Origin of the sequence: Streptomyces davaonensis JCM 4913, from assembly GCF_000349325.1 — a bacterium.
Taxonomy (GTDB): Bacteria; Actinomycetota; Actinomycetes; order Streptomycetales; family Streptomycetaceae; genus Streptomyces; species Streptomyces davaonensis.
Genome location: NC_020504.1, coordinates 252,909 through 274,097, shown reverse-complemented (window position 1 = coordinate 274,097; position 21,189 = coordinate 252,909). Strand labels below are relative to the sequence as shown.

Sequence of the window (21,189 nt, the reverse complement as noted above, 5' to 3'; positions counted from 1 at the left end):
GTGGGTGACATCGCCAAGGGCGTCCTTGGGGGCGGATGGGCCCTGGTCGTCGGCTGGCTCTTGCCTGCCGCGCTCAATCTCGCAGTCTTCTTCTTCGGTGTCGCCCCCAGCCTGCAGCGCACCGCAGTCATCGAGCGTGTCTGGCCCGGCTCGGCCAGTCAGACAGCCTTGCTGCTGCTCTGCGCCGCCGTTCTCTTCGGCATTGTGCTCAACGCTCTCCAGACCCCCCTCTACCGGATCCTTGAGGGCTACCTGCTGTGGCCCCGTGGCGCGTACGACCGCGGGTGTCGGCGCCAGCAAGCCCGCAAAGAGCGAATTGCCGATCTGATCGCCCACCCGGAAGACCGCACTCCCGTACAGCGCGCACTCCTCAACGAGCAGTTGGCTCGCTACCCGGCCGACGACGGCCAACTCGCCCCGACCCGGCTCGGCAACGCCATCCGCCGCTTCGAGGAATACGGTCATAACCGCTTCCTGCTCGACACGCAGGTGCTGTGGAACGAGCTCAACGCCACCGCACCTGCACAAGCACGCCGCCAAGTGGAAACGGCACGTACCAGCGTGGACTTCTTCGTGGCATTGCTGTATGGGCACGGGGCGGTGGCGGTGCTCGCAATGGCGGCCCTGACATCAGCCGATGCTGAGCGACCCCTTCTGGTTGTCATTGCCATCACGCTGAGCGCGCTCATTCCGCTGTGGTACCGCTCCGCCGTGTACGCCACCGACGAGTGGGCTGCCGCTGTGCGGGCCATGGTCAACTTGGGCCGCAAACCGCTGGCTGACTCGCTCGGACTCGTCCTGCCGCAGCAACTGGCTGAGGAACGCACCATGTGGCGGCTTGTCACCCGGATGTCCCGGCGCCCGTACCGGGACGCCGCAGACACCGCCTTCGCGCCATACCGCGCCGCACCACCAGATCCGCACTGTCCAATACACCCGCCCGCTCCTGGGCCGGGCACGTGATCCGTACCGCACCCCGGTTTCCTTCCAGAGAAGTCATCCCCGGCCGCGCTTGCAAGAAATGGAACGCTACTTCGTGCCCAGCCGCATGACGACTGTCGAGTGGCTCCTGCACGGTGGCAGTCGACGACAGCCGCTGAACGTAACTGGCATCCGCTCCGCGGAGCGTGTGCCACATCCCGCTGAAAGCAACCTGAGCCGCCCGGTGCGCACTTGCCGGTGTGGAGCAGCCGGGTGCTGGCAGGCGTTGTGGCAGTCAGCCTTGCTCGACAGCGATACGCGCGAGCAGCTTCAGCAGAGGCAGGTCGGCCGCCACGTGTCAACGGCGATCCCGAAATCGTTCAGGATGAGATCCTTCTTGCCCTGTGCCAGTCCGTTGCGGATGGCGTAGAGATGCCTGGCGGTATCGATGCCGGCGGTTACCAGTGCCTCCATGCGGCCGAGCGCCCTTTCCTTGAGCACGGAGAACACTTCGACGGGCTCCTCGGCTTGCTCCGGGAGGAACGCCGGAACGGTCACCAGCCTCCCGAAGTCGTACCCCTCAAGAGAATCGAGGTGGCCGGTGATGAAGTCCAGCCCGTTGCTGCCCCGCGGCGCTTCCAGCACCCGGAACAACCCCATGTACTCGGCGAGCAGATCAACGTGCCGGATGACCATGGCGTAAAGGGCGAGCGGCTCGACGCGCCCCGCGAACCGGTGGCTGAACCGGGTCAACGGGTCACCGGACGTGCTGTACCGCAGCCGCAACATGTCGGTGTAGCGGATCTCGTGGGCCTGCTCGGCGACGGAGGCGAGGATGTCACGGTAGGTGTGATTGGCAGGAAGCCACGGGCGGTCGTGCCCGATCGGTTCGTAGGGAGCCGCGGCCGGCTCCTGCAAGGGTGCGACGACCGTGGGGGAGTCGTGGTCGAACGCGATGCAGTCGGCCATGAAAAGCACGTCCTCAAGTGACGGCACTGTGAGGGAAGCGTCGTAGAACCCCTCCGCGGTGAGCGGGAGGGGAACGAGCAGACCCAGCTCGGAGACCTCCCGCATGCCCCATGCGCCGCCGCACGCTGAACGTCCGCCACTGGGACCGGATCGTCGAGGCCTGGGCCACCGCCGACGACACGGCCCTGGACGAGGCGTGGGTCAGCGACGCGACGGTGGATCTCGGCTCGGAGTGGGGTCAGTACGAGTACGTCACCAACATCGGCTTCGCCGAAGTGAAGCACCTACCCACACGTGTGCCAGCCCGTACATCCCCAGAAGTGAACCATCACCCCTCTCCCTCTCGTGTACGTGGAGATCGCACCCGGATCGGTGACCATGGCACGGAAAGGCTGGCCTGCTGTTATGTCCAAGGAACTGACGAAGTCCTTCGAAGTCCGTTGGGACGATGTGGACCTGAACGGCCATCTCCGCAATACCAGGTATCTGGAATACGCCTCCACGGCCAGGCTCGGCTTTCTGGTCGAGTCGGGGTGGAAGCCGAAGGACCTGCTGAAAGCGGGGTATGCCGCCGTGTCGCTCGGTGAGGAGGTGGCCTACCTGCGCGAGATCCTTCCCCTCGAAGTGATCACCGTGGCATCCCGCGTCGTCGGCCTGAGCCCGGACGGCGCACGGTGGCGCTTCGAGCACGCCTTCGCGCGGGAAGACGGAACCGAAGCCGCTGTCGTGCGCACCCTCGGCGCGTGGATCGACGTCCGTGCTCGCAGGATCACCGCACCGCCGACCGGCCTCCTGAGCGCCCTCGAGGCCGTCAGGGCGGCCGACTGCGAGGTACTCACCTCGGCGAAACCTTGAGTGTCGCCACGCGCGCCAAGGGCCCGTTGACTTGCCCGGCGCCCATGACCCCTCGGAGACGGTAGCGCTCCATGACGAACGACCCGACACCGTCGCGCCCACGTGGACCACTGGCCGACGCCGGGCTGCTGCGGCGTCATGTGGAGTTCCTCGCCGCCGAGCCACGCGGTCGGCGCGGGACGTCCGAGGCGATGGAACGTGCCGAGGCGTACGTCCGTGACGAACTGGCGGCAGCGGGCTGGCTGGTGGAACGGCGGGCGTTCGACGTGCGCCGGCGGATCGGCTCGACGGACCAGCACGGTCACCGGGCGCTCGCCCTCGAACCCCGGCTGCACCCGCGCCTGTCCGGGGCGAATCTCCTCGCCTCATTGCCTCGTTCCAGAACCGGGCCGGTCGTTGTGGTGGGCGCTCACCTGGACACGGTCAGCGGCAGTCCCGGCGCGGACGACAACGCCTCAGGCGTGGCGTCGCTGTTGGAGACGGCACGGCTGCTGGCCGCGCTGCTGACCGCGCCGCGCATCGTCCTCGCCGTGTTCGACATGGAGGAGCTCGGCCTGATCGGCGCTCGGCAAGTCGCCCGTGAACTGGGCCGGGACGGCCGGGTGCGCGGGATGATCTGCCTGGAGTCGGTCGGCTACGTCGACGAAGCCCCGGGCACGCAGCGGCTCCCGGTCGGTTTCGAACGGTCTTCCCGGAGGCGTCCGCCGCGACGTGCGCGCACGGGTACCGGGGTGACTTCACCCTCGTGGTGCACCGCCGCTCCTCGGCGGCGGCGGCCGAGGTGTGGAAGCGGGCCGCCGCGGCGGCCTCCCCGGCCGTCCCCGGTCTGCTGCTGCGGGACCCGCGGCCGGACGGTCTGCTCGGACTGCTCGCCGGACTGGCCGTTCCGCCCGCCAAGCACCTGGGGCGCAGCGACCACGGGGCCTTCTGGAACCGGGGGATCCCCGCGCTCATGCTCACGGTCACCGCGAACTTCCGGAATCCGCACTACCACCGGTCGACGGACCTGCCCGGAACGCTGGACTACGAGAGGCTGGCCGCCGTGACCGAGGCCACCGCGACGACTGCCGCTTGGTGGGCCGAGGCCGGCCACACGGAGTGATGTTCGGCGGGCGGGCGGGGCTCGCCGCGTGGGGCAGGCGATCAGTCGGACCGGGCTCCGTGAGCGGGGAGCAGTTCCGCACCGGCGGCGTCCCAGTCGACTCCGGCGAGCTCGTCTCCCGCGGGCACGAGCCGATAGGTGTGCTCCAGCCACTCCGCCAGCGGTGGCACGGGAAGCTCGAACAGGGCCGCCATGTCACCCGAGGCCAGCTGAAGCCACGCGGTGCTTCGCTCCTCCAGGTGCGACGGCCACATCCGAACGTCGCCGAGGCCACCCATCGAGTGCAGCCCCTGCTGGAGGAGGTCCCGCCCGATCCGCCACACGACACGCGGACCGCCTTCGACGACAAGCTCCACGCTCACGATCAAGGGGGATGCCGCGCTGAACCGGAATTCCGCTCGGACGGCCTGCCGCGTGGAGACGTCGAGCACGCGCTCGATGTCCAGGGTCAGGCCAGGGCGGGCCTGGACACCGGGTTCGTTGCCGCTCATGTCGGGGTGGTCCTTCGCTGTGACGGACGGTGGCCCGATCTACTCTCGTCGCCGCGGGAGCCTTGTACATAAGTAACTTGACTGCCCTGACGCACCCGACCTGAGGATGATCACCGTGCCGGGTGGTTGGTATGTGCCCAGCTATCCCGTCTTGGGTGCCGAGGGAGCGGCGTGTTCGGGCACGGACGGGAGTCTGCGGGCCCGCAGGGGAGGGCCTTGGACATTCAGTCATTCGACTGTCGCCCGCGACTCACACCTGAACCATGCTGAACCAATCGCCCGCGTGCCGGTGCCGGGTGGTCGTGATGCTCGGAGGAACCAGCCGTGAACCGTACTCCCGTCGTCTTCATCCATGGCGCGTGGCTGCACGCGCTGTCCTGGGAGGCATGGGTGGAGCGGTTCGCGAGTCGGGGGTTCATCGCCACGGCGCCCGGGTGGCCCGGGGAGGCCGCGGCCGCCATGGACGTACGCCTGTCTCCGGAGCCGCTCGGCGGCCTCGGCCTGGACGCGCTGATGGACCACTACGCCGGTATCGTGCGGTCGTTCGACGTCTCGCCGGTGATCGTCGGACACTCCGTCGGCGGGCTCATCGCGCAGCACCTCATCGGCGCCAATGTCGGCCGGGCGGCGGTGGCGATCGCACCTGCCCCGATCAACGACGTCACCCGGCCCGCGCCGCCGCTGTGGACACCCGGACAGGCCGAGGGCGCCGACGAGTTGGTGGCCCTGTCCCCGGAGCGGTTTCGTCACGTCGTCGCGAACACCGTCGCGCCCGAGGAGTCCGACCGGCTCTTCGAGCGTTACGCCATACCGGCACCACACCGCCTGCTCACCGACCTCGGCTGCGCCGGTGGCGTGCGCAACCCGCTCGCCGTGGCGGACACCGGCAACGCGCGCCGCGGACCGCTCCTGCTGATCTCGGGGCAGGAGGACCGGCTCGTGCCCGACTCCGTGACCCGCGCGGTCTACAAGCAGTACGGCGATTCCACGGCGGTGACCGACCTGAAGCAGTTCGCGGACCGCGCCCACTCACTGGTCATCGACGGCGGATGGCGTTTCGTCGCCGACTACGTGCTCGGCTGGCTGGACGAGCACGGCGTCCGACCGCTGCCCGGGGGAGGGCTGACAGCGTGACCGTCGGGGGCTGCGGCGCGCATGCGGCGTACTCACACGTCCTGATCACTCGACAGCTTTCCCAACGCGTCGCGCAATGCGGCGCGGGAGGTGATGCCCAGCTTGGGGAAGACGCGGTAGAGGTGCGAGCTGACCGTGCGCGGTGACAGGTGCATCCGGTCACCGATCTCCTTGTTGGTCAGCCCGCCGGCGGCGAGGTCCGCGATCCGACGCTCCTGCCATGTCAGGGTGGTGGGGTGAGCCGAGGCGGCAGGGGCGGAGGCGCCGGCGGTACGAAGCTCGGCTCGGGCCCGTTCGGCCCAGGCGGGTGTGCCGAGCCGCTCGAAGGTCTCTGCGGCGATCATGAGTGTGTGCCGTGCAGCCTTGCGGCCTTGTGTGTGACGCAGGCGGATGCCGTGCGCGAGGCGGATGCGGGCGAGTTCGAAGGGGAAGCCTGCGGCGCCGGGGTGTGTTTCGGCCCGGCGGTACATGGTGTCCGCTTCCGCGGGGTTGGTGGCGGTCATGGCCAGGGCGCCGTAGGTGAGCAGGGCGAGGCGGGGGGAGAGGTCGGGGAGGCGGGCCTGCTGGGCGGCGAGGGCGTGGCTGCGGGCCTGTTCGGTGCGGCCGGTGTGGAGGGCTGCCTCGACGAGGTCGAGGAGGGTGCGGGAGGCCTGGTGCGTGTACGGCTGGAAGGTGCCGGGGGGTGTGATGCCGATGGCGTGGAGGTATGCAGCTTCGTAGTCGCCGTCGTTGAGGGCGGCCGTGGTGCCGATGGCGTCGGCGATCTGGGTGAGGAAGCCGACGCCGCGGGGCCGGGCCCAGGCGTCGACGGTGGCCTGGAGTTCGCGGGCCCGGTCGGTGTCGCCGCGCAGCGCGGCGAGCAGCCCCAGATAGGCCTGGCTGTGGTGCGCGAAGAGGGCGTGGCCGTGCGAGGTCATCAGCTCCAGGCCGCGCTGCCCGGTCCGCTCGGCTTCCTCCCACTCGCCGACCGCGATCTGATCGAGCATGATCAGATGCAGCATCGTCATGCCCGGCGTTTTGGCCCCGGTCGCCACTTCGCGGTCGACGGTCCGCTGGAGATGCGGCCGGTACTGGCTGAGGGTGTCCACGTGGTAGGCGGCCACGCTCAGCCGGCTGATGTCCCACGGTTCGAGTATGCGCAGGTCGGCCAAGGCACGCTCCACCCGCTCGCGTACGCCGGCGCCGCGACGCACCACATCGCTCCAGGAGTCCTGGTAGACGCGGGAGTACGGCGGCACCAGGTCGCCCAGTGAGTCGATCAGCTCATGGGTGCGCTGCCAGGACTCCTCGTCGCTCGCGTACTGATTGATGGCCAGCAGCAGGTTGACCAGCCGGGTCAGTACCTCGCTCGGCTCTCGTGCGCCGCCGTCCCGGATGCTCTCGATCGCCGCCCGCACCAGGTGCTGCGAGGACCGCACGTCGCCGTCCTCGTACAGGGCGGCGTAGGCAGAGGCGACCACCGAGGCCGGGGAGTCGGCCGTCCCGGACCCGGTGTCGGAGCGGAGCAGTTGCCGCGCCCTGTCGAGGCGGCCGGTGTGGCCGGCGACGAAGGCCGCGTCGCCGAGTCTGCGGGAGCGGTCCTCGTGACTCTCGCTCAGCTCCGCGGCCCGGGTCAGCCAGGCGACGGCGGCCACCGCGCCGCCCCGCCGTGTGGCCGACTCCGCGGCGGCCTCCAGCGCCAGGGCCACCTGCTCGTCGGGGTCGATCACCGAGGCCGCCAGGTGGGTGGCTCGTCGCTCCACGTCGTCACGGTGCACGTGGGCCAGCGCCGCGTGCGCCGCGCGCCGCTCGTTGGGGGTGGCCATCTGGACCACGGTCGAGCGCACCAGAGGATGCCGGAAGACGAAGGCGCCGCCGAGCGGGTCGATGTCGAGCAGGCCGGCCGCCACGGCCTCGTCGGCGTCGCGCATGCGGTAGCGCGTGCCCCGGGTGCTGCCCGCCGCCGTGCCCGCCCCGACGCCGTCCAGCGCGCCGCGCAGCAACTCCGCGCGCAGGGCGTCGCCGAGAGCTCCGATGCGGGAGCCGTACACCTGCTGCAGCCGCAGGGGCAACGGGACGCCGGTGTACCCGAATCCTTCCGTCGGGTCGAGCCCCGCCCGCTCGACGTAGGGCGGAAGTTCCAGCAAGGCCAGCGGATTTCCCTGGGACTCGTCGAGGACCAGACGGCGGACCCGGGCGTCGAGGCCGGGGTGGCGCTCGTCCAGGAGCTGTTCGGAGGCCTTCTCGGAGAGCGTGGTCACCGGCAGAGCGGACAGGGCCGCGGTGTCGAAGCCTGACGGTATGTCGGAACGCAGGCCGACGACGAGGCGGACGGAACCGCCCGTGAGACGGCGCCCCACGAAGCCGCATACCTCGGTGCTGGAGGTGTCCAGCCACTGGCCGTCGTCGAGTATCAGGAGCAGGGGCCTTTGCGACGCGGCGAGCGAGAGCAGGTCGAGCACGGCGATGCCGAGGGTCATGACCGAGGGGGGTGTGCTCTCGTCCCTGCCGAAGACGACGTCGAAGACGCGTCGGTGCACATCGTCCAGGCGGTCGACGTAGGACAGCAGCGGATACAGGAACTGGTGCAGACCGGCGAACGGAAGCTCCGACTCGGCCTCGACACCGGCCGCACGTATCACCCGGTGCTTCTCGCCCGTGGCCAGGTCGGCGACATGGTCGAGCAGGGCACTCTTGCCCACACCCGTCTCGCCGCGCAGGACGAGAGCCCGGCCTCCCGGGGCCGTCACGAACTCGGACAGCAGCTCTTGTTCGCGTTCGCGGCCGACCATGGCTCCGACGACGGAATCCATACTTCCCCCACTCTCCTCCCCGCCGAAGCAACGTCCGCGTCGTACGCCGCCTTGCGCAGGCACTCGAACTGCCAGGCAAGAGCGAGGTTACGTCGCCCCGCCGCACAGCCGGTTTCCGGCACGCCACACGCGGGTGCGAGCGGTCCGGAGACGGAAGGGCGGATCGGCCGTGATGTGCCACCGCCCCCTCACACCGAGAAGAGTAGATGTCTCAGGCGATGGCGTCACGTGTTTTGGCTATTGTTGCTCGCACTTCCCCGGGTTTGACCAGCCAGGACACGGTGGCATGACATACGTGTTCTGTGTGCGTGATAGACCGCAGACACATGTGTTCTCGCCGGCTTCGTCATGTCAGGGTGTTCCGAGACCGTTCAGGAGAGTGTCGACCACGATGTCAGAAGCGCTACGACCCGGCCAATGTCCTCCGGTTCACCCACGACGTCGTACGCGCTCGAACTCCGCGGCAGACCTGCGTAGTTGCCCGCGTGCCCCGGGCTCCCCAGGCCGGCATCTTCGTGGGGTCGAGCATCGGTCAGGATCCCGGGCCCGCATGGAACGGTCCGGCGGGCTGGGCAGAACACGTTCCGGGACACACGACAAGTTGAGGAGTGGCGATGACGGATTTCGGGTTGGCGGTCGAATCGGTGGGACAGCTCTCCACGGTCTGGCGGGCGATGGTGCTCGACCGGGACAAGAACGCGGATGTCCGGGATCTGCCCGGTATCGCCGTCCGCTGGGCGGACTGCAGGTTCGCGTTCTGGAACGCGATCACCCTCACCGACGTCGGCGCGGACGCCGGGCTTCTGCAACGGCGGCTCGGTCAGGCGGCGGACATCATGCGGACCAAGAATCAGCCGGGCTTCCTGTGGCTCTTCGAGGACCTGCTCGCGGATGACGCGCGCGTCGTACTGGACGAGGCGGCACGTCGGGCGGGCTTGGCGTACGCCTTCCCCGGCACGGGCATGGCCGGTGACCTGCTGCCCGTACCGGAGCCGCACCATCTGGAGCTCACCTTCGAGCGCGTGACCACGGACGCGCAGCTGCGGGCCTACGCGGACATCAACTCGCGTGCGTACGGCTTCAGCCCGGAGGACGGCCGCGACGGCCTGGACGGCTCCGCGCTCTGGAAGAAGGAGGTCTACGCGTTCCTGGCCGTACGCGACGGTGTCCCCGTCGCATGTGCCGCGACCGTCGAGTCCGAGGGCCGCCTGTTCGTCGTGCTCGTCGCCTCCGACCCCGACCATCAGCGCCGGGGCTACGGCGAGGCGGTGACCCGCAAGGCCCTGTACGAGGGGGGCCGTGCGACCGGCCTGACGCGGGCCACCCTGCACGCGACCGTCGCCGGCGCCCCTGTGTACCCGCGGATCGGGTTCGAGCCGAACTCTCCCATGCACTTCTACGGGTTGGCGCGGTGACCTGACGGCGGGAGCGTCAGTGGTGATGGCCGCGCCGGCCGAGGCTCTCCACCGGGGCCGCGCCGGGGCGGGTCCACTGCGGCACGGGCCGGCTGTTGGGTCCCCAGATGGCGTTCCCGTCCGCGTCCGAACGCCACGACCAGCACGGTTCGCCGCCCTTGGGCCACCCCTCGGGCTTGCCCTCCCAGGCCTCGCCACGGCCGTACGGCGTCATGTCGAGCAGACCGAGGGAGCCGTTGACGCGCTCGTTGCCCCGGCCGGTGGTGGAGTAGGTGAGGTAGCCCATCTCGCCGCCGACCGGCGCGTCCACGTCACGCACCGAGTACCAGGGCTGGGTGTAGCCCATGAACTCGACGTAGGAGGCGACCTCGTCCCAACGGCCTGTGGTCAGGACGGCGGAGGAGACCCCGCGGGCGTTGAGGTAGACGGCGTCCTTGAGGTGCCAGGCCGTGGTGGTGCAGCCCTCGCACTGACCTTGGTGCGGTGCGCCGTCGGGTCCGACGACCTCGACCGTCCCGTCGCACTCCACCATCGGCAGTCGGCGGCGGGCGGCGGCGAGGGCGTCGCCCTCGCGAGTGTGGGCCTTCTCGCGGACCAGCAGTTCGTCCCGGGCGGTCTGCCAGGTGGCGAGGTCGACGATGGGTGGCCGGCCGGCCGGGCTGCGCGGCGGTTCCGTCGTCCGGATCGGTCGTCCTGGTGTTCTCCGTGATGTCTGGTGCGGGGCAGCGCCGTAGCGCGCCCTGCGGCGGTCACCGGGATGGACTTGTGCCGCGGCCGAAACTCATCGCGCCCTGCCCGGGCAGAGCGACGCCGTCGCTCCGTGATCGGAGCGACGGCGTCTGTCCTGAGTGCCCGGGCTGCCCGGATGTCAGCGGACCGTGGACCGGGCGGCTCGCTCGATGACGTCGGCGACCAAGTGCGGGTGGGACACGGCGACCGAGTGGGAGGCGGCGACCTCGGTGGTGTGCGCGTGGGCTCGCTTGGCCATGAAGCGCTGGACGGCGGCGGGGATGTTCAGGTCGCGTGTGGTGACGATGTCCCAGGTGGGCTTGGTCTTCCACGCGGCCGCGGTGGCCTTCTCCTCCAGGGCGGCCTGGGCGATGGGGCGCTGCGCGGCGGCCATGAGGGCGGCCTGCTTCGCCGGGACGTCTGCGGCGAACTGCTGGCGGAACTTGTCCTGCTGGATGTACAGGTCGGTCGCGGTGGAACCGTCGGCCTGCGGGTAGGTGACGGGGTCGAGGGTGCCGGGGAGGGTGGATCCCGGGTACTTGTTGGTGAGCTCCAGCGCGCTCTCCCCGGGGGCGGGAAGGAACGCGGCGACGTAGACGAGCGCCTTGACCTGGGGGTCGTCAGCGGCGGCCTGGCTGATCACGTTGCCGCCGTAGGAGTGGCCGACGAGGATCTTGGGGCCCTTGACGTGGTCGAGGACGGTGCGCAGGGCGGCGGCGTCGGAGGCCGGGCCGCGCAGCGGGTTGGCGGCGGCGACGACCGGGTAGCCGTCGGCGCGCAGGTCGGCGATGACGCCGTTCCAGCTGGAGCCGTCGGCGAAGGCGCCGTGCTCCAGCACGATGGTGGGCTTGGTGCGGCTGTCGGCCCCGGTGGTCTTCGTCGCGCCGGTGGCGGTGCCGCTGAGGGCAAACGCTCCGAGCGCCAGACCCGCCGTGGCCATCGAGACCACACCCGTCACCAGTCGGTTGCGTCCACCCTTGATGCTCAGCACGACAAACCCCTCTCAGATGTTTCGACAACGGGCGGGCCTCCGGCTGCATTGGACTGTGTCACCGCCCTGACTGGTGACGAATTTGTCATCACGCGCGTCACCTGTCAAGATGGTGACGGAAGATGCGGGAATTCGAGCCCGGTGTGCGCTGCTTCTGGGGTATGCAGGAGCTGATCCGGTTGCTTCCCGGGGTGGTGCGCACCCGCGTGGGCTACAGCGGCGACGACGACAAGCTCCGTCCCACCTACCGCGATCACGGGAAGCACGCGGAGTCGATCGAGATCGTCTTCGACCCCAAGGTCACCGACTATCGCGCGATCCTGGAGTACTTCTTCCAGATCCATGACCCGACCACGCGCAACCGGCAGGGCAACGACTTCGGCCTCAGCTACCGTTCGGCGATCTTCTACGCCGACGACACGCAGCGGCTCGTCGCGCAGGACACCATCGCCGACGTAGAGGCGTCCGGGCTGTGGCCCGGGTCGGTGGTGACCGAGGTTGTGCCGGCGGGCGAGTTCTGGGAGGCCGAGCCGGAGTACCGAGTCCTGAACACACGCGCGGCCGGGCAGGGTTGATTCCTGCCCGGCCGCGTGCGTGTCCGCGGTCCGAGGGCGAGGCCGGTCGGCTCAGAGGCGGTCCGCGTCGATGACGGCCTGGGCGAAGGCGGTGGGAGCCTCCTGGGGGAGGTTGTGGCCGATGTCCGCGATCGTGCGGTGCTCGTAGGGGCCGGTGAAGTACTTGCGGTAGCTGGAGCCGTCGCCGGGCGGGGTGAAGGGGTCGAGGGCGGCGTCCAGGGTGAGGGTGGGGACGTGGATGAGGGGCTGGGCGGCGAGCTGCTTCTCGTAGCGGTCGTACCGGTGTTCACCTTCGATCAGGCTGATCCGCCAGCGGTAGTTGTAGAGGACGACAGCGGCGTAGTCCGGGTTCTTGAAAGCCTCGGCGGTGCGCTGGAAGGTGGCCTCGTCGAAGTCCCAGTCGGGGGAGACGAGGGTCCACACGTAGCGGCACAGGTCGATGCGGTCGTCGACGTTCTCCATGGCCTTCTTGCCGCGATCGCTGGCGAAGTACCACTGGTACCACCAGTTGCGCTCGACGGCCGGGGCGGCGGGCTCCAACTGGGCCTTGCGGTTGGTGATGAGGTAACCGCTGGTGGAGACAAGGGCCTTGACGCGGTCGGGCCACAGGGCGGCGATGATGTCGGCGGTCCGCGAGCCCCAGTCGAAGCCGGCCAGCACGGCCTGATGAATCTTCAGGGCGTCCATCAGCGCGATGATGTCGAGCGCGATGGCGGACTGCTCGGCGCTGCGGGGCGTGCGACGTGACAGGAAGCGGGTGCTGCCGTGGCCGCGCAGATAGGGAACGATGACCCGGTAGCCCTGATCGGCCAGCAGCGGAGCGACGTCGACGTAGCTGTGGATGTCGTAGGGCCAGCCGTGCAGGCAGATGACGACCGGGCCGTGGGCGGGTCCGAGCTCGGCGTAACCGATGTCCAGGACACCCGCCTTGACCTGCTTGAGCGCGCCGAAACCGGTGTGCGTACCCGGCGTGACGGTCGATACCGCGGAAAGGTGTGCGCCGCCCGGCTCGTGCGCGGCGGTCGTGGCGAACGCGCTGTTCTGCAGTCCGGACAGTGAGGCCGCCGCCGCACCGGTGCCCAGGCCGACTGCCTTGCCGAATGTGCGCCTGTTGATCATGTGAAGCCTTCCGTCGTGTGCCTTGTCGCCGAGGTGGGCCGACACCACACACTCTCGCCCGTGGCACACGTGCACACATCAGCCATGTGACGGTACGACGCGAGCAGGAGCGGCCGACGTGTGAGAGGTCATTCGACTGAACAGGACCATCACCGTATGACCCGGTCGTACGGGACAGACCGCCGACACACGCGCCGACGGCGGCAGGTGGGCGAACCACCTGCCGCCGTCGCGGCATTTCCTCGCTGTCCCGGCCCTCCAGACCCGTGATCCGGCTCAGCGGGTCATACGGACTCGCTGACATGGCGCCATTCGGCGTCCTGGGCGGCGAGTCGGTCGGCCATGCGCTGGGCGACGGCGACCGCGTCACCGCCCAGCAGCAGACGCAGCGGCGGGTGGTCCATCTCCGTGATGTCCAGCAGGATCCGTGCGATGCGGGCCGGGTCGCCGGGCTGGCGGCCGTCCGCCCCACGGATCTGGGCGATGGCGGCCCCGACCACGGGCTCGTAGGGCGCGCTGACCGCAGGGGTGGCCATGGAGGAGCCGGCCCATGCGGTGCGCATGCCGCCCGGCTCGGCGACGGTGACCTTGATGCCGAGGGGAGCGACCTCCTGGGCCAGCACCTCGGAGAAGCCACCGACCGCCCACTTGGCCGCCTGGTAGGCGCCCAGACCCGGGACGCCCACGCGTCCGCCGACGGAGGAGATCTGGATGATGTGCCCCGCACCCTGCTCGCGCAGGACGGGCAGGGCGGCCCGGGTCACGTGGACGACGCCGAAGAGGTTGGCGTCGATCTGGTCGCGGAAGGCCCGCTCGGACATGTCCTCGATGGCGGCCATGTCGGCGTAGCCGGCGTTGTTGACGACGACGTCCAGCCGCCCGAACGTCTCCACGGCCGCCCGCACCGCTCCCTCGGCCGCGGCGGCGTCCCGTACGTCCAGGGTGACCAGCCGGACCCGGTCGCCGTAGGTCTCGGTGAGGTCGCTCAGCGACTCGGTGCGCCGGGCGGTGGCGACGAGTCGGTGTCCGGCCTCCAGGACCGACTCGGCGAGGGTACGGCCCAGTCCACGGGAACTCCCCGTGATCAGCCAGGTCTTGCTCATGACGATGCCTCGCATTCAGTCGCGGGTTCGGGATGTGTCCGGCTGCCTGGTGCAGCGGGCGTGGTGACGGTCCGCACCGCTCACAGCACCGCGTTGTCGGCGGCACCCGGGAAGTCCGTGCTGTACGCGAGCTCCTCGCCGGCCTCGAACTCGGCCCGGAGATGGTCGAGCTTGACGCCGATGCGCCGCTGGGCGTCGCTGCCCAGGACAACCCGGTGCGGCGGCTTCGGGGCGATGACGACCTGGCGGATCGCCGCGGCGGCCCGCTCCGGGTCACCGGGGAACATCTGCGGAGTGAGACCGCCCATCATGGCGCGGAAGGCACCGGCCGTGGCCGCGTAGTCCTCGATGGGCTCCCCGGACGCCCGGGTCCGGTTCTCGATGCCGGTACGGAAGGAACCGGGCTGGATGATCATCGCGTGCAGCCCGATCGGCTCGATCTCCTGCCAGAGCGCCTCGGTGAAGCCCTCCAGCGCGAACTTGCTGGCGGAGTAGTAGCCGTTGGCCGCGAGACTGGCCAGGCCGTCCATGGAGGAGACATTGACGATGACACCGCTGCGCCGCACCCGCATGCCGGGCAGCACCACGCGGGTGAGGGCGACCGCGCCGAAGAAGTTGACCTCGAACAGCCGGCGGTAGTCGCTCTCCTCCTGCTCCTCCAGGGCGCCGATGAAGTCGATCGCGGCATTGTTGACCAGGATGTCGATGCCGCCGAAGCGCTCCTCGGCGGCGCGCACCGCGGCTTCGCGGTCCGCGGGCTCGGTGACGTCGAGCTTGACCGCCAGCGCGGTCTGCGGGTGGCGGGCGGCCAGTTCGGTCGTGGCCCGCGTCGAGCCGGCCGTCGCCACCACCTGGTCGCCGTGGGCCAGGACGTGCTCGGCGAGGGCCTTGCCCAGCCCGCTGGACGCGCCGGTGATGAGCCAGGTCTTGCGAGACATGGGTGATCTCCTTCGGATCGGGTGAGTTCGGGACAGAGAGAGGGAGGAAGGGTGTGGCCTGCGGAGCCTTTGGGCGTACGAGCGGGCAGCGGGCCTACGACGGGAAGTCCGCGGCGCTGCTGGCCTCGGCCCACTTCCTCGTCTCGGCGGCGCGGGCCTCGCCCGTGTCCAGGGCCATGGCCACGGCCTGCGCGCCCAGCAGGAGCCGGCGCGGCGGGTCGTCGTGGCCGACGACGTCGATGAGTACCTTGGCGGCGCGGACCGGGTCGCCGGGCTGGGTGCCGTTGTTCTCCGCCCGGTAGGTGTTCATGGCGCCGACGGTCTGCTCGTAGTCGGGACCCACGGCGTGCAGTTCCATCGACGAACCCTGCCAGTCGGTACGGAAGGCACCCGGTTCGACGATGACGACCTTCACCCCGAACGGGGCGACCTCGCTCGCCAGCACCTCGGAGAAGCCCTCCACGGCGAACTTCGCGCTCTGATAGGCGCCCATACCCGGAGTGCCGCCCACCCGGCCGCCGAGGGAGGAGAACTGGAGGAACGTCCCCGAGCGCTGCGCGCGCAGAACCGGAAGAGCGGCCCGCGTGACGTTGACGACCCCGAAGAAGTTCGCCTCGAACTGGGCGCGGAAGTCCTCCTCGGCCATCTCCTCGATCGGCGCGCTGTTGGCGTACCCGGCGTTGTTCACCACGACGTCGAGCCGGCCGAAGGCGTCGACGGCTGCGCGCACCGCGTGGTCGGCGGCTGCGGTGTCGGTGACGTCCAGGGCCACCGCCCGGACCTGGTCCCCGTGGCGGGAGACGAGGTCCGCGAGCTGCTCCGGACGGCGCGCGGTGGCCACCAGCCGGTCGCCGACCGCCAGAACCGCGTCCGCCAGAGCGCGCCCGAAACCACGGGACGCGCCGGTGATCAACCATGTACGAGCCATTGCTGTGTCCTTCGTCGAGGCTGAGTGGTGAGGCACCACATGTGTGTCTCCCAATGTCCTCGCCGGCCCCGCAAGGGACGTCCGTCGTTTGACTGCGGGTTTCTCGCGCATCGCCGGAGAGGGGAGACCTGTTTTAGGTCATTGGTCTCCGTGGTCATCGCTCTCCAGGAGTCGCCTTGACAGTGACACCTGACACCGCGATTCTCGTAACCCGTCAGAGCGGTGACGGGCGTGAAGGTGTGCACGCGCTGCTCGCCCGCTCCAGGTCGAACGCGAGGAAGCGACATGATCAGCAGACGGAGACTGACCCAGCTCATGACGGCGGCAACGGTGACGGGAGCGATCGGCGTGCCCCAGGCGTCGGCGCTGCCGGGCACCGCGGCGGCGCCGGCCGGCCGGACCGAACGCGACCTGGGACCGGTGCGGCACACCCGCACCGACGTTCTGGACATCGCCTATCACGACGTGGGGTCGACGCGCGGCAAACCGGTGATCCTGCTGCACGGCTGGCCCTTCAGCCCGGTCGGCTCCTACGCCGAGGTGGCGCCCGCGCTCGTCCGCCGGGGATACCGTTGCTACATCCCTCGGAGCGACCCGATTCCTCCACGCGGACACCTTCCGGTCCGGTCAGCAGGCGGCACTCGGCGCGGACGTGGTCGCCTTCATGGATGCCCTGCGCGTTCCCCAGGCCCTGTTCACCGGGTACGACTGGGGTGGGCGGGCCGCCGACGTGGCCGCGGCGCTGTGGCCGGAGCGGTGCACCGGACTGGTCTCCGTGAACGGCTACCTCATCCAGAACCTGGCCCTCGCGCAGGAACCGCTCACCCCTGCGACGGAGTTGGGGTACTGGTACTTCTTCTACTTCGCCACCGAGCGCGGGCGAAAGGGGCTCCAGCGCAACCGGGAGGACCTGGCGCGCGTCGTCTGGCGACGCAACTCGCCCGAATGGCGCTTCATCGAGGCCGAGTTCGCGCAGGCGGCGGAGCTGTGGGCCAATCCGGACTACGTCGACGTCGTGATCCACAGTTACCGTCACCGCCTCGCCGTGGCCGCCGGTGACCCCCGCTGCTCCGGTCCGGAACGGAAGCTGCTGGGCCAGCCGAGGATCACCGCCCCCGCGGTCACGCTGGACGGGCAGGCCGACGGCGTCATCCCGCCCACGGACGGCAGCTCCTACGCCCCGCACTTCTCGGGCCCCTGGGCCCACCATGTCGTCCCCGACGCAGGCCACAACCTCCCGCAGGAGCAGCCCCGGGCGTTCGCCGACGCCGTTGTCGAAGTCGACGCGATGACATGACCGTGCAGCATGTTCGTCACCTGTTTGACGGGTGACGAGGATCAGGGCATGCTGATGGTCGTCCAAGGCGACAAGCAGTACGCGATCCACGAGGTGGGGAATGGTCATGGACAAGGAACTCGCGATGGATGCCGCCGCGGCGGCGCGTCACGCACGGTTCGGCAAGCTCCCCGAGCGGATCCGCTTCGAGGACATGACCGAAGAGGTCGAAGGTGAGCCGGGTGGTGGGGTGAACGCCACGTACAACCCTGAAGGCTCGTGGAAGCACTACTCGTGCCTGGCTCTGGATCTCGGGCTGTAGGCCGATCTCGAGACGGTCCGATCTCGGCGACGCCGCGGCTCCGGTGGCCCCCTCGGGGCTGTCGAAGTCGCGGCGTCGCCGCGTTCTTGACCGCCTGTCCGGCGAGCGGCATTCCCTCCGTCACCGACTTGACTGGTGACATCGGTGCTGCCATGATTTCGTCACCTCCTCAACCGGTGACGCAGGGAATGTCCTGGTCGGGAGGCGACCCACGACTTTTCGACCCAGATGGGGAGCACCAGCCATGGCAGTCAGCTACACCGCCGTTGTCGACGTCGACGGAGAGGGCAGGAACGGCGGCCGCGTCCGCTCCTCCGACGGTCTGCTGGAGACCGGCCTCGCCCTCCCCAAGGAACTCGGTGGCTCGGGTACCGCGACCAACCCCGAGCAGCTCCTGGCCGCCGGCTGGGCCGCGTGCTTCCTCGGCGCCCTGCGCCGCGCCGCCACGCTCCGCAAGATACGGCTGACCAGCACGGCCATCACCGCCGAGATCACCCTCACCCACGGGGACGACGGCGAGTTCTCCCTGTCCGCGGTCCTCAGCCCCGTCCTCGGCGGCGTCGACCAGGCTACGGCGGAGGAACTCGCGCACGCCGCCCACCAGATCTGCCCGTACTCCAAGGCCACGCGGGACAACATCCCCGTCACCATCACGGCGACGGCCGCGGCCTGATCCGCCCCTTCCCGCGACCGAGGTCAGGACATGTTCTCCTCCGCCGTCAACGCCGGGCAGCCGCCTCAGGAAGACGCCAACACGCAGGTGTGGCACTGGTCGCAGAGCGTGGCGCTGCTGGGATACGGCCCAGCGGCTTCGAGCCTCCTCGGGTCACATGTCCTGCCGAGCACTGTGACCCGCTCCGCACACGTATATCCCTCGCACACCCTCGATCCGAACCGCTGAAAGCGAGATCACAGCCATGGACATGAAGCTCGAAGTCGTCATCCTCCCCGTCTCCGACGTGGACCGTGCCCTGGGCTTCTACGTGGGGCGGCTCGGCTGGCGCCTCGACGCCGACTTCCCGATCAACGGCAGTTACCGGATCGTGCAGGTGACCCCACCCGGCTCCGAGTGCTCGATCATCTTCGGAACGGGACTCACCCAGCAGGAGGCGGGCACGCTGCACGGCCTCCAGCTGACCGTCACCGACATCGTCAAGGCCCAGGAGGAGCTGACCTCCCGTGGTGTGGAGGTCTCCGGACCCTTCCGCGACGAGACCGGCGCCTTCCACCACGCAGGCGACGCGCACCGCGTCCCCGGCCCGCACCCCGAGCGGGCCAGCTACGGCACCTTCGCCGCCTTCAAGGACGTGGACGGCAACGAGTGGTTCCTGCAGGAGGTCACGGAACGCGCTCCCGGCCGCTGAGACCCGGTCCCGGCGCGGCCACCCCCTGCCGCGCCGGGGCCGACCCACCCCCAACCGACACCCATGCGACCGGCCGACACCCGACCGGCACCCACCCCGGAGGACACGTGACGACCGATACCGCAGGAACCTACGACGTCATCGTGATCGGCGCGGGCCCGGTCGGCGAGAACGTCGCGGACCGCACCACCGCCGCCGGCCTGAGCACCGTCATCGTGGAGAGCGAACTGGTCGGCGGCGAATGCTCGTACTGGGCGTGTGAACCGAGCAAGGCGCTGCTGCGCCCCGTCCTGCTGCGCGCCGACGCCCTGCACGTTCCGGGTTTCGGCCCGGCCCTCAAAGGTCCCCTCGACACCGAGGCGGTCCTCGCGCACCGCGACCGCATGTCGGCCGACTGGAAGGACGACGGGCAGGTCGAATGGATCAAGTCGGCCGGTATCGACCTGCTGCGCGGCCATGGCCGCCTCGTGGGGCAGCGCGAGGTGTCCGTGGAGACACCTGACAGCGACACTGTCCGATTGCGGGCCCGGCACGCCGTCGCCGTGTGCACCGGCAGTCGGGCGGCCCTGCCCGACCTGCCCGGAATCGAGAACCTGCGCGCCTGGACGAGCCGGGAGGCGACGAGCGCCCAACGGCCCCCGGGGCGCCTGGTGATCGTCGGTGCCGGTGTGGTCGGCGTCGAGATGGCCACGGCCTGGCAGGGGCTGGGCAGCCGGGTGACCCTGCTTGCCCGCGGCGAGGGGCTGCTGCCGCGCATGGAGCCCTTCGCGGGCGAACTGGTCGCCGAGCACCTGCGGGAAGCCGGTGCGGACATACGTTTCAACACCTCGGTCGTCGCGGCCGAGCGCCTGCCGGACGGCGAGCTCCGGATCACCCTGGCGGACGGCGGTGAACTCACCGCCGACGAGCTCCTCTTCGCCACCGGTCGCGCTCCGCGCTCGCAGGACATCGGGCTCGACACGGTGGGGCTCATCCCGGGGGACTGGCTCACCACCGACGACACCCTGACCGTCACCGCCGTACCAGGGGACTGGCTGTACGCCGTCGGCGACGTCAATCGCCGGGCGCTCTTCACCCACCAGGGCAAGTACCAGGCCCGTATCGCCGGCGCCGTGATCGGTGCCCGGGCCCGGGGCGAGACACTGGGCAGCGGCCGCTGGGCGCCGCACACCGCAGCCGCTGACATCGAGGCCGTCCCCGGCGTCGTCTTCACCGACCCCGAGATCGCCTCCGTGGGGCTGACCGCCGCCGACGCCGAACGCGACGGCCGGGCCGTGGAGGTCGTCGATTACGACATGGGCCAACTGGCGGGAGCCCACCAGTACCGCTCCGATTACCAGGGCAGGGCACGCCTCGTCATCGACCGGAACCGCAACACCGTGGTCGGCGCCACCTTCGCCGGGCCGGGCGTCGCCGAACTCCTGCAATCGGCCACCGTTGCGATCGTCGGTGAGGTGCCCGTCGAGCGCCTGTGGCACGCCGTGCCCGCGTTTCCTACTATCAGCGAGGTATGGCTGCGTCTGCTGGAGACGAGGAGGGACCAGTGACCACCGCACGCGACCTCGCTCTCGTCGCTCTGGGCTTGCCGCCGGACCGGACCGTGGAGCGGGGCGACCTCTCCCTGGCGCTGGCAGGGGCCGAGGCGATCGATCTGCTGGAGGCCGGGGCGCTGACCCTGGACGACGACCGCATGGTGCCCGGACCGCAGATGGCGACGGACGACCCGCTGCTGGGCCAGGCGATCGACTCGCTCGTCCGGCAGGAGCCGTACGAGACGGTCGAGGACTGGCTGTGGCGCCGGGGCAGCGGACTTGCCGAGGTGTACGCCAAGAACCTGGAAGGGGCCGGGCTCCTCGTCCCCGCGAGGGGGCGCGGATTGCGACTGCGGTCCTCGCGGAGTCTGCCGACCGACGCGCCCGAGCGCGGCCGCGCGGCGGAGCGCCAGGCATCGGGCGAGCCCGTCCTCGCTGCTTTGACCTCGGTCCTGAGTCTCGGTGACGCGCAGCCCGAGCACCACGAGAACCCCGACGAGGACGCGGTGACCAAGGTGTTGGGCGCGGTCGGGGACGCGGTGACGGAGCTGCGGGCGGTACGGCTGCGCCGGGACATCGAGGACGCCGCCTTCGACAACATCTGGCGAGGTTAGGCGCGGTACTGCGGCCGGG

At 70.1% G+C, this 21,189-nt stretch carries 21 protein-coding genes and 2 pseudogenes; 14 read left to right on the top strand and 9 right to left on the bottom strand.

All coding sequences use genetic code 11. The annotated features are described in order from the left end of the window. Nucleotides 1-963 (top strand): hypothetical protein, encoded by a 963-nt coding sequence (locus tag BN159_RS01210; protein ID WP_015655041.1) that lies wholly within the window; start codon nucleotides 1-3, stop codon nucleotides 961-963. 288 nt (nucleotides 964-1,251) lie between these two features. Here the strand turns inward: BN159_RS01210 and BN159_RS01205 are convergent, their stop codons facing one another. Next, nucleotides 1,252-1,995, bottom strand: a complete 744-nt coding sequence (locus tag BN159_RS01205; protein WP_015655040.1) for a hypothetical protein — start codon at nucleotides 1,993-1,995, stop codon at nucleotides 1,252-1,254. Nucleotides 1,996-2,006: 11 nt separating this feature from the next. On the opposite strand from BN159_RS01205, the pseudogene BN159_RS46750 reads away from it, so the two are divergent. The 4 genes and pseudogenes from BN159_RS46750 to BN159_RS46740 form a co-directional block, all read left to right on the top strand. Then, nucleotides 2,007-2,162: pseudogene (locus tag BN159_RS46750) on the top strand (transcriptional regulator); the annotation flags it as partial. A gap of 133 nt (nucleotides 2,163-2,295) precedes the next feature. Continuing rightward, on the top strand, nucleotides 2,296-2,745 hold the full coding sequence (locus BN159_RS01200) for an acyl-CoA thioesterase (protein ID WP_015655039.1): 450 nt from the start codon (nucleotides 2,296-2,298) through the stop codon (nucleotides 2,743-2,745). Nucleotides 2,746-2,816: 71 nt separating this feature from the next. Continuing rightward, nucleotides 2,817-3,344, top strand: a pseudogene (locus tag BN159_RS46745) (M28 family peptidase); the annotation flags it as partial. A 146-nt stretch (nucleotides 3,345-3,490) separates the two neighbouring features. Next, nucleotides 3,491-3,847 (top strand): M28 family peptidase, encoded by a 357-nt coding sequence (locus BN159_RS46740; RefSeq protein WP_015655038.1) that lies wholly within the window; start codon nucleotides 3,491-3,493, stop codon nucleotides 3,845-3,847. Nucleotides 3,848-3,888: 41 nt separating this feature from the next. On the opposite strand, the gene BN159_RS01190 is transcribed toward BN159_RS46740, so the two are convergent. Continuing rightward, a complete protein-coding gene (locus BN159_RS01190) occupies nucleotides 3,889-4,338 on the bottom strand; it encodes an SsgA family sporulation/cell division regulator (protein WP_015655037.1) in 450 nt (149 codons plus the stop codon). 324 nt (nucleotides 4,339-4,662) lie between these two features. Between BN159_RS01190 and BN159_RS01185 the strand changes: the two genes are divergently transcribed. Further along, nucleotides 4,663-5,472 carry an alpha/beta hydrolase gene (locus BN159_RS01185; protein WP_015655036.1) on the top strand — a complete coding sequence of 270 codons (810 nt, stop codon included), beginning with the start codon at nucleotides 4,663-4,665 and terminating at the stop codon, nucleotides 5,470-5,472. Between the two features lie 32 nt (nucleotides 5,473-5,504). On the opposite strand, the gene BN159_RS01180 is transcribed toward BN159_RS01185, so the two are convergent. After that, the gene (locus tag BN159_RS01180; RefSeq protein ID WP_015655035.1) at nucleotides 5,505-8,264 is read right to left on the bottom strand and encodes a helix-turn-helix transcriptional regulator; all 2,760 of its coding nucleotides are present in this window, start codon (nucleotides 8,262-8,264) and stop codon (nucleotides 5,505-5,507) included. A gap of 614 nt (nucleotides 8,265-8,878) precedes the next feature. On the opposite strand from BN159_RS01180, the gene BN159_RS01175 reads away from it, so the two are divergent. Next, nucleotides 8,879-9,679 (top strand): GNAT family N-acetyltransferase, encoded by an 801-nt coding sequence (locus tag BN159_RS01175; protein WP_015655034.1) that lies wholly within the window; start codon nucleotides 8,879-8,881, stop codon nucleotides 9,677-9,679. Between the two features lie 16 nt (nucleotides 9,680-9,695). Here BN159_RS01175 and BN159_RS01170 read toward each other — a convergent pair whose 3' ends face one another. Further along, nucleotides 9,696-10,364 (bottom strand): DUF899 family protein, encoded by a 669-nt coding sequence (locus BN159_RS01170; RefSeq protein WP_041818695.1) that lies wholly within the window; start codon nucleotides 10,362-10,364, stop codon nucleotides 9,696-9,698. 183 nt (nucleotides 10,365-10,547) lie between these two features. After that, nucleotides 10,548-11,399, bottom strand: a complete 852-nt coding sequence (locus tag BN159_RS01165; RefSeq protein WP_015655032.1) for an alpha/beta fold hydrolase — start codon at nucleotides 11,397-11,399, stop codon at nucleotides 10,548-10,550. A gap of 122 nt (nucleotides 11,400-11,521) precedes the next feature. Here BN159_RS01165 and msrA point away from each other — a divergent pair, with 122 nt between their 5' ends. Then, nucleotides 11,522-11,974: a peptide-methionine (S)-S-oxide reductase MsrA gene (msrA, locus tag BN159_RS01160; protein WP_015655031.1), complete on the top strand. Its 453-nt coding sequence runs from the start codon at nucleotides 11,522-11,524 to the stop codon at nucleotides 11,972-11,974. Between the two features lie 51 nt (nucleotides 11,975-12,025). Here the strand turns inward: msrA and BN159_RS01155 are convergent, their stop codons facing one another. From BN159_RS01155 to BN159_RS01140, 4 genes are all read right to left on the bottom strand, one after another. Then, nucleotides 12,026-13,093: an alpha/beta fold hydrolase gene (locus tag BN159_RS01155; RefSeq protein ID WP_015655030.1), complete on the bottom strand. Its 1,068-nt coding sequence runs from the start codon at nucleotides 13,091-13,093 to the stop codon at nucleotides 12,026-12,028. A gap of 284 nt (nucleotides 13,094-13,377) precedes the next feature. Then, nucleotides 13,378-14,196 carry an SDR family NAD(P)-dependent oxidoreductase gene (locus BN159_RS01150; protein WP_015655029.1) on the bottom strand — a complete coding sequence of 273 codons (819 nt, stop codon included), beginning with the start codon at nucleotides 14,194-14,196 and terminating at the stop codon, nucleotides 13,378-13,380. An 80-nt stretch (nucleotides 14,197-14,276) separates the two neighbouring features. Continuing rightward, on the bottom strand, nucleotides 14,277-15,134 hold the full coding sequence (locus tag BN159_RS01145; protein WP_015655028.1) for an oxidoreductase: 858 nt from the start codon (nucleotides 15,132-15,134) through the stop codon (nucleotides 14,277-14,279). Nucleotides 15,135-15,228: 94 nt separating this feature from the next. Further along, entirely contained in the window at nucleotides 15,229-16,062 is an 834-nt protein-coding gene (locus BN159_RS01140) for an oxidoreductase (RefSeq protein ID WP_015655027.1), read from the bottom strand. A 664-nt stretch (nucleotides 16,063-16,726) separates the two neighbouring features. Between BN159_RS01140 and BN159_RS46735 the strand changes: the two genes are divergently transcribed. From BN159_RS46735 to BN159_RS01110, 6 genes are all read left to right on the top strand, one after another. Continuing rightward, entirely contained in the window at nucleotides 16,727-17,359 is a 633-nt protein-coding gene (locus BN159_RS46735; protein ID WP_015655026.1) for an alpha/beta fold hydrolase, read from the top strand. 106 nt (nucleotides 17,360-17,465) lie between these two features. Then, nucleotides 17,466-17,660, top strand: a complete 195-nt coding sequence (locus BN159_RS01130) for a hypothetical protein (protein ID WP_041820594.1) — start codon at nucleotides 17,466-17,468, stop codon at nucleotides 17,658-17,660. Nucleotides 17,661-17,904: 244 nt separating this feature from the next. Then, nucleotides 17,905-18,333, top strand: a complete 429-nt coding sequence (locus BN159_RS01125) for an organic hydroperoxide resistance protein (RefSeq protein ID WP_015655024.1) — start codon at nucleotides 17,905-17,907, stop codon at nucleotides 18,331-18,333. Nucleotides 18,334-18,577: 244 nt separating this feature from the next. After that, nucleotides 18,578-19,024, top strand: a complete 447-nt coding sequence (locus BN159_RS01120) for a VOC family protein (protein WP_015655022.1) — start codon at nucleotides 18,578-18,580, stop codon at nucleotides 19,022-19,024. Between the two features lie 107 nt (nucleotides 19,025-19,131). Then, nucleotides 19,132-20,571, top strand: a complete 1,440-nt coding sequence (locus tag BN159_RS01115; RefSeq protein WP_015655021.1) for a dihydrolipoyl dehydrogenase family protein — start codon at nucleotides 19,132-19,134, stop codon at nucleotides 20,569-20,571. Continuing rightward, on the top strand, nucleotides 20,568-21,170 hold the full coding sequence (locus BN159_RS01110; protein ID WP_015655020.1) for a GOLPH3/VPS74 family protein: 603 nt from the start codon (nucleotides 20,568-20,570) through the stop codon (nucleotides 21,168-21,170). The genes BN159_RS01115 and BN159_RS01110 overlap by 4 nt, the downstream gene beginning before the upstream one ends. The last annotated feature ends 19 nt before the right edge of the window (nucleotides 21,171-21,189 follow it).

Bases quoted from the DNA above. Each gene is read 5' to 3' on its own strand.
- BN159_RS01205 (WP_015655040.1), bottom strand. From the start codon at position 1,995: ATGCGGGAGGTCTCCGAGCTGGGTCTGCTCGTTCCCCTCCCGCTCACC.
- BN159_RS01200 (WP_015655039.1), top strand. From the start codon at position 2,296: ATGTCCAAGGAACTGACGAAGTCCTTCGAAGTCCGTTGGGACGATGTG.
- BN159_RS01190 (WP_015655037.1), bottom strand. From the start codon at position 4,338: ATGAGCGGCAACGAACCCGGTGTCCAGGCCCGCCCTGGCCTGACCCTG.
- BN159_RS01180 (WP_015655035.1), bottom strand. From the start codon at position 8,264: ATGGATTCCGTCGTCGGAGCCATGGTCGGCCGCGAACGCGAACAAGAG.
- BN159_RS01175 (WP_015655034.1), top strand. From the start codon at position 8,879: ATGACGGATTTCGGGTTGGCGGTCGAATCGGTGGGACAGCTCTCCACG.
- msrA (WP_015655031.1), top strand. From the start codon at position 11,522: ATGCGGGAATTCGAGCCCGGTGTGCGCTGCTTCTGGGGTATGCAGGAG.
- BN159_RS01155 (WP_015655030.1), bottom strand. From the start codon at position 13,093: ATGATCAACAGGCGCACATTCGGCAAGGCAGTCGGCCTGGGCACCGGT.
- BN159_RS01150 (WP_015655029.1), bottom strand. From the start codon at position 14,196: ATGAGCAAGACCTGGCTGATCACGGGGAGTTCCCGTGGACTGGGCCGT.
- BN159_RS01145 (WP_015655028.1), bottom strand. From the start codon at position 15,134: ATGTCTCGCAAGACCTGGCTCATCACCGGCGCGTCCAGCGGGCTGGGC.
- BN159_RS01140 (WP_015655027.1), bottom strand. From the start codon at position 16,062: ATGGCTCGTACATGGTTGATCACCGGCGCGTCCCGTGGTTTCGGGCGC.
- BN159_RS46735 (WP_015655026.1), top strand. From the start codon at position 16,727: ATGGATGCCCTGCGCGTTCCCCAGGCCCTGTTCACCGGGTACGACTGG.
- BN159_RS01130 (WP_041820594.1), top strand. From the start codon at position 17,466: ATGGACAAGGAACTCGCGATGGATGCCGCCGCGGCGGCGCGTCACGCA.
- BN159_RS01125 (WP_015655024.1), top strand. From the start codon at position 17,905: ATGGCAGTCAGCTACACCGCCGTTGTCGACGTCGACGGAGAGGGCAGG.
- BN159_RS01120 (WP_015655022.1), top strand. From the start codon at position 18,578: ATGGACATGAAGCTCGAAGTCGTCATCCTCCCCGTCTCCGACGTGGAC.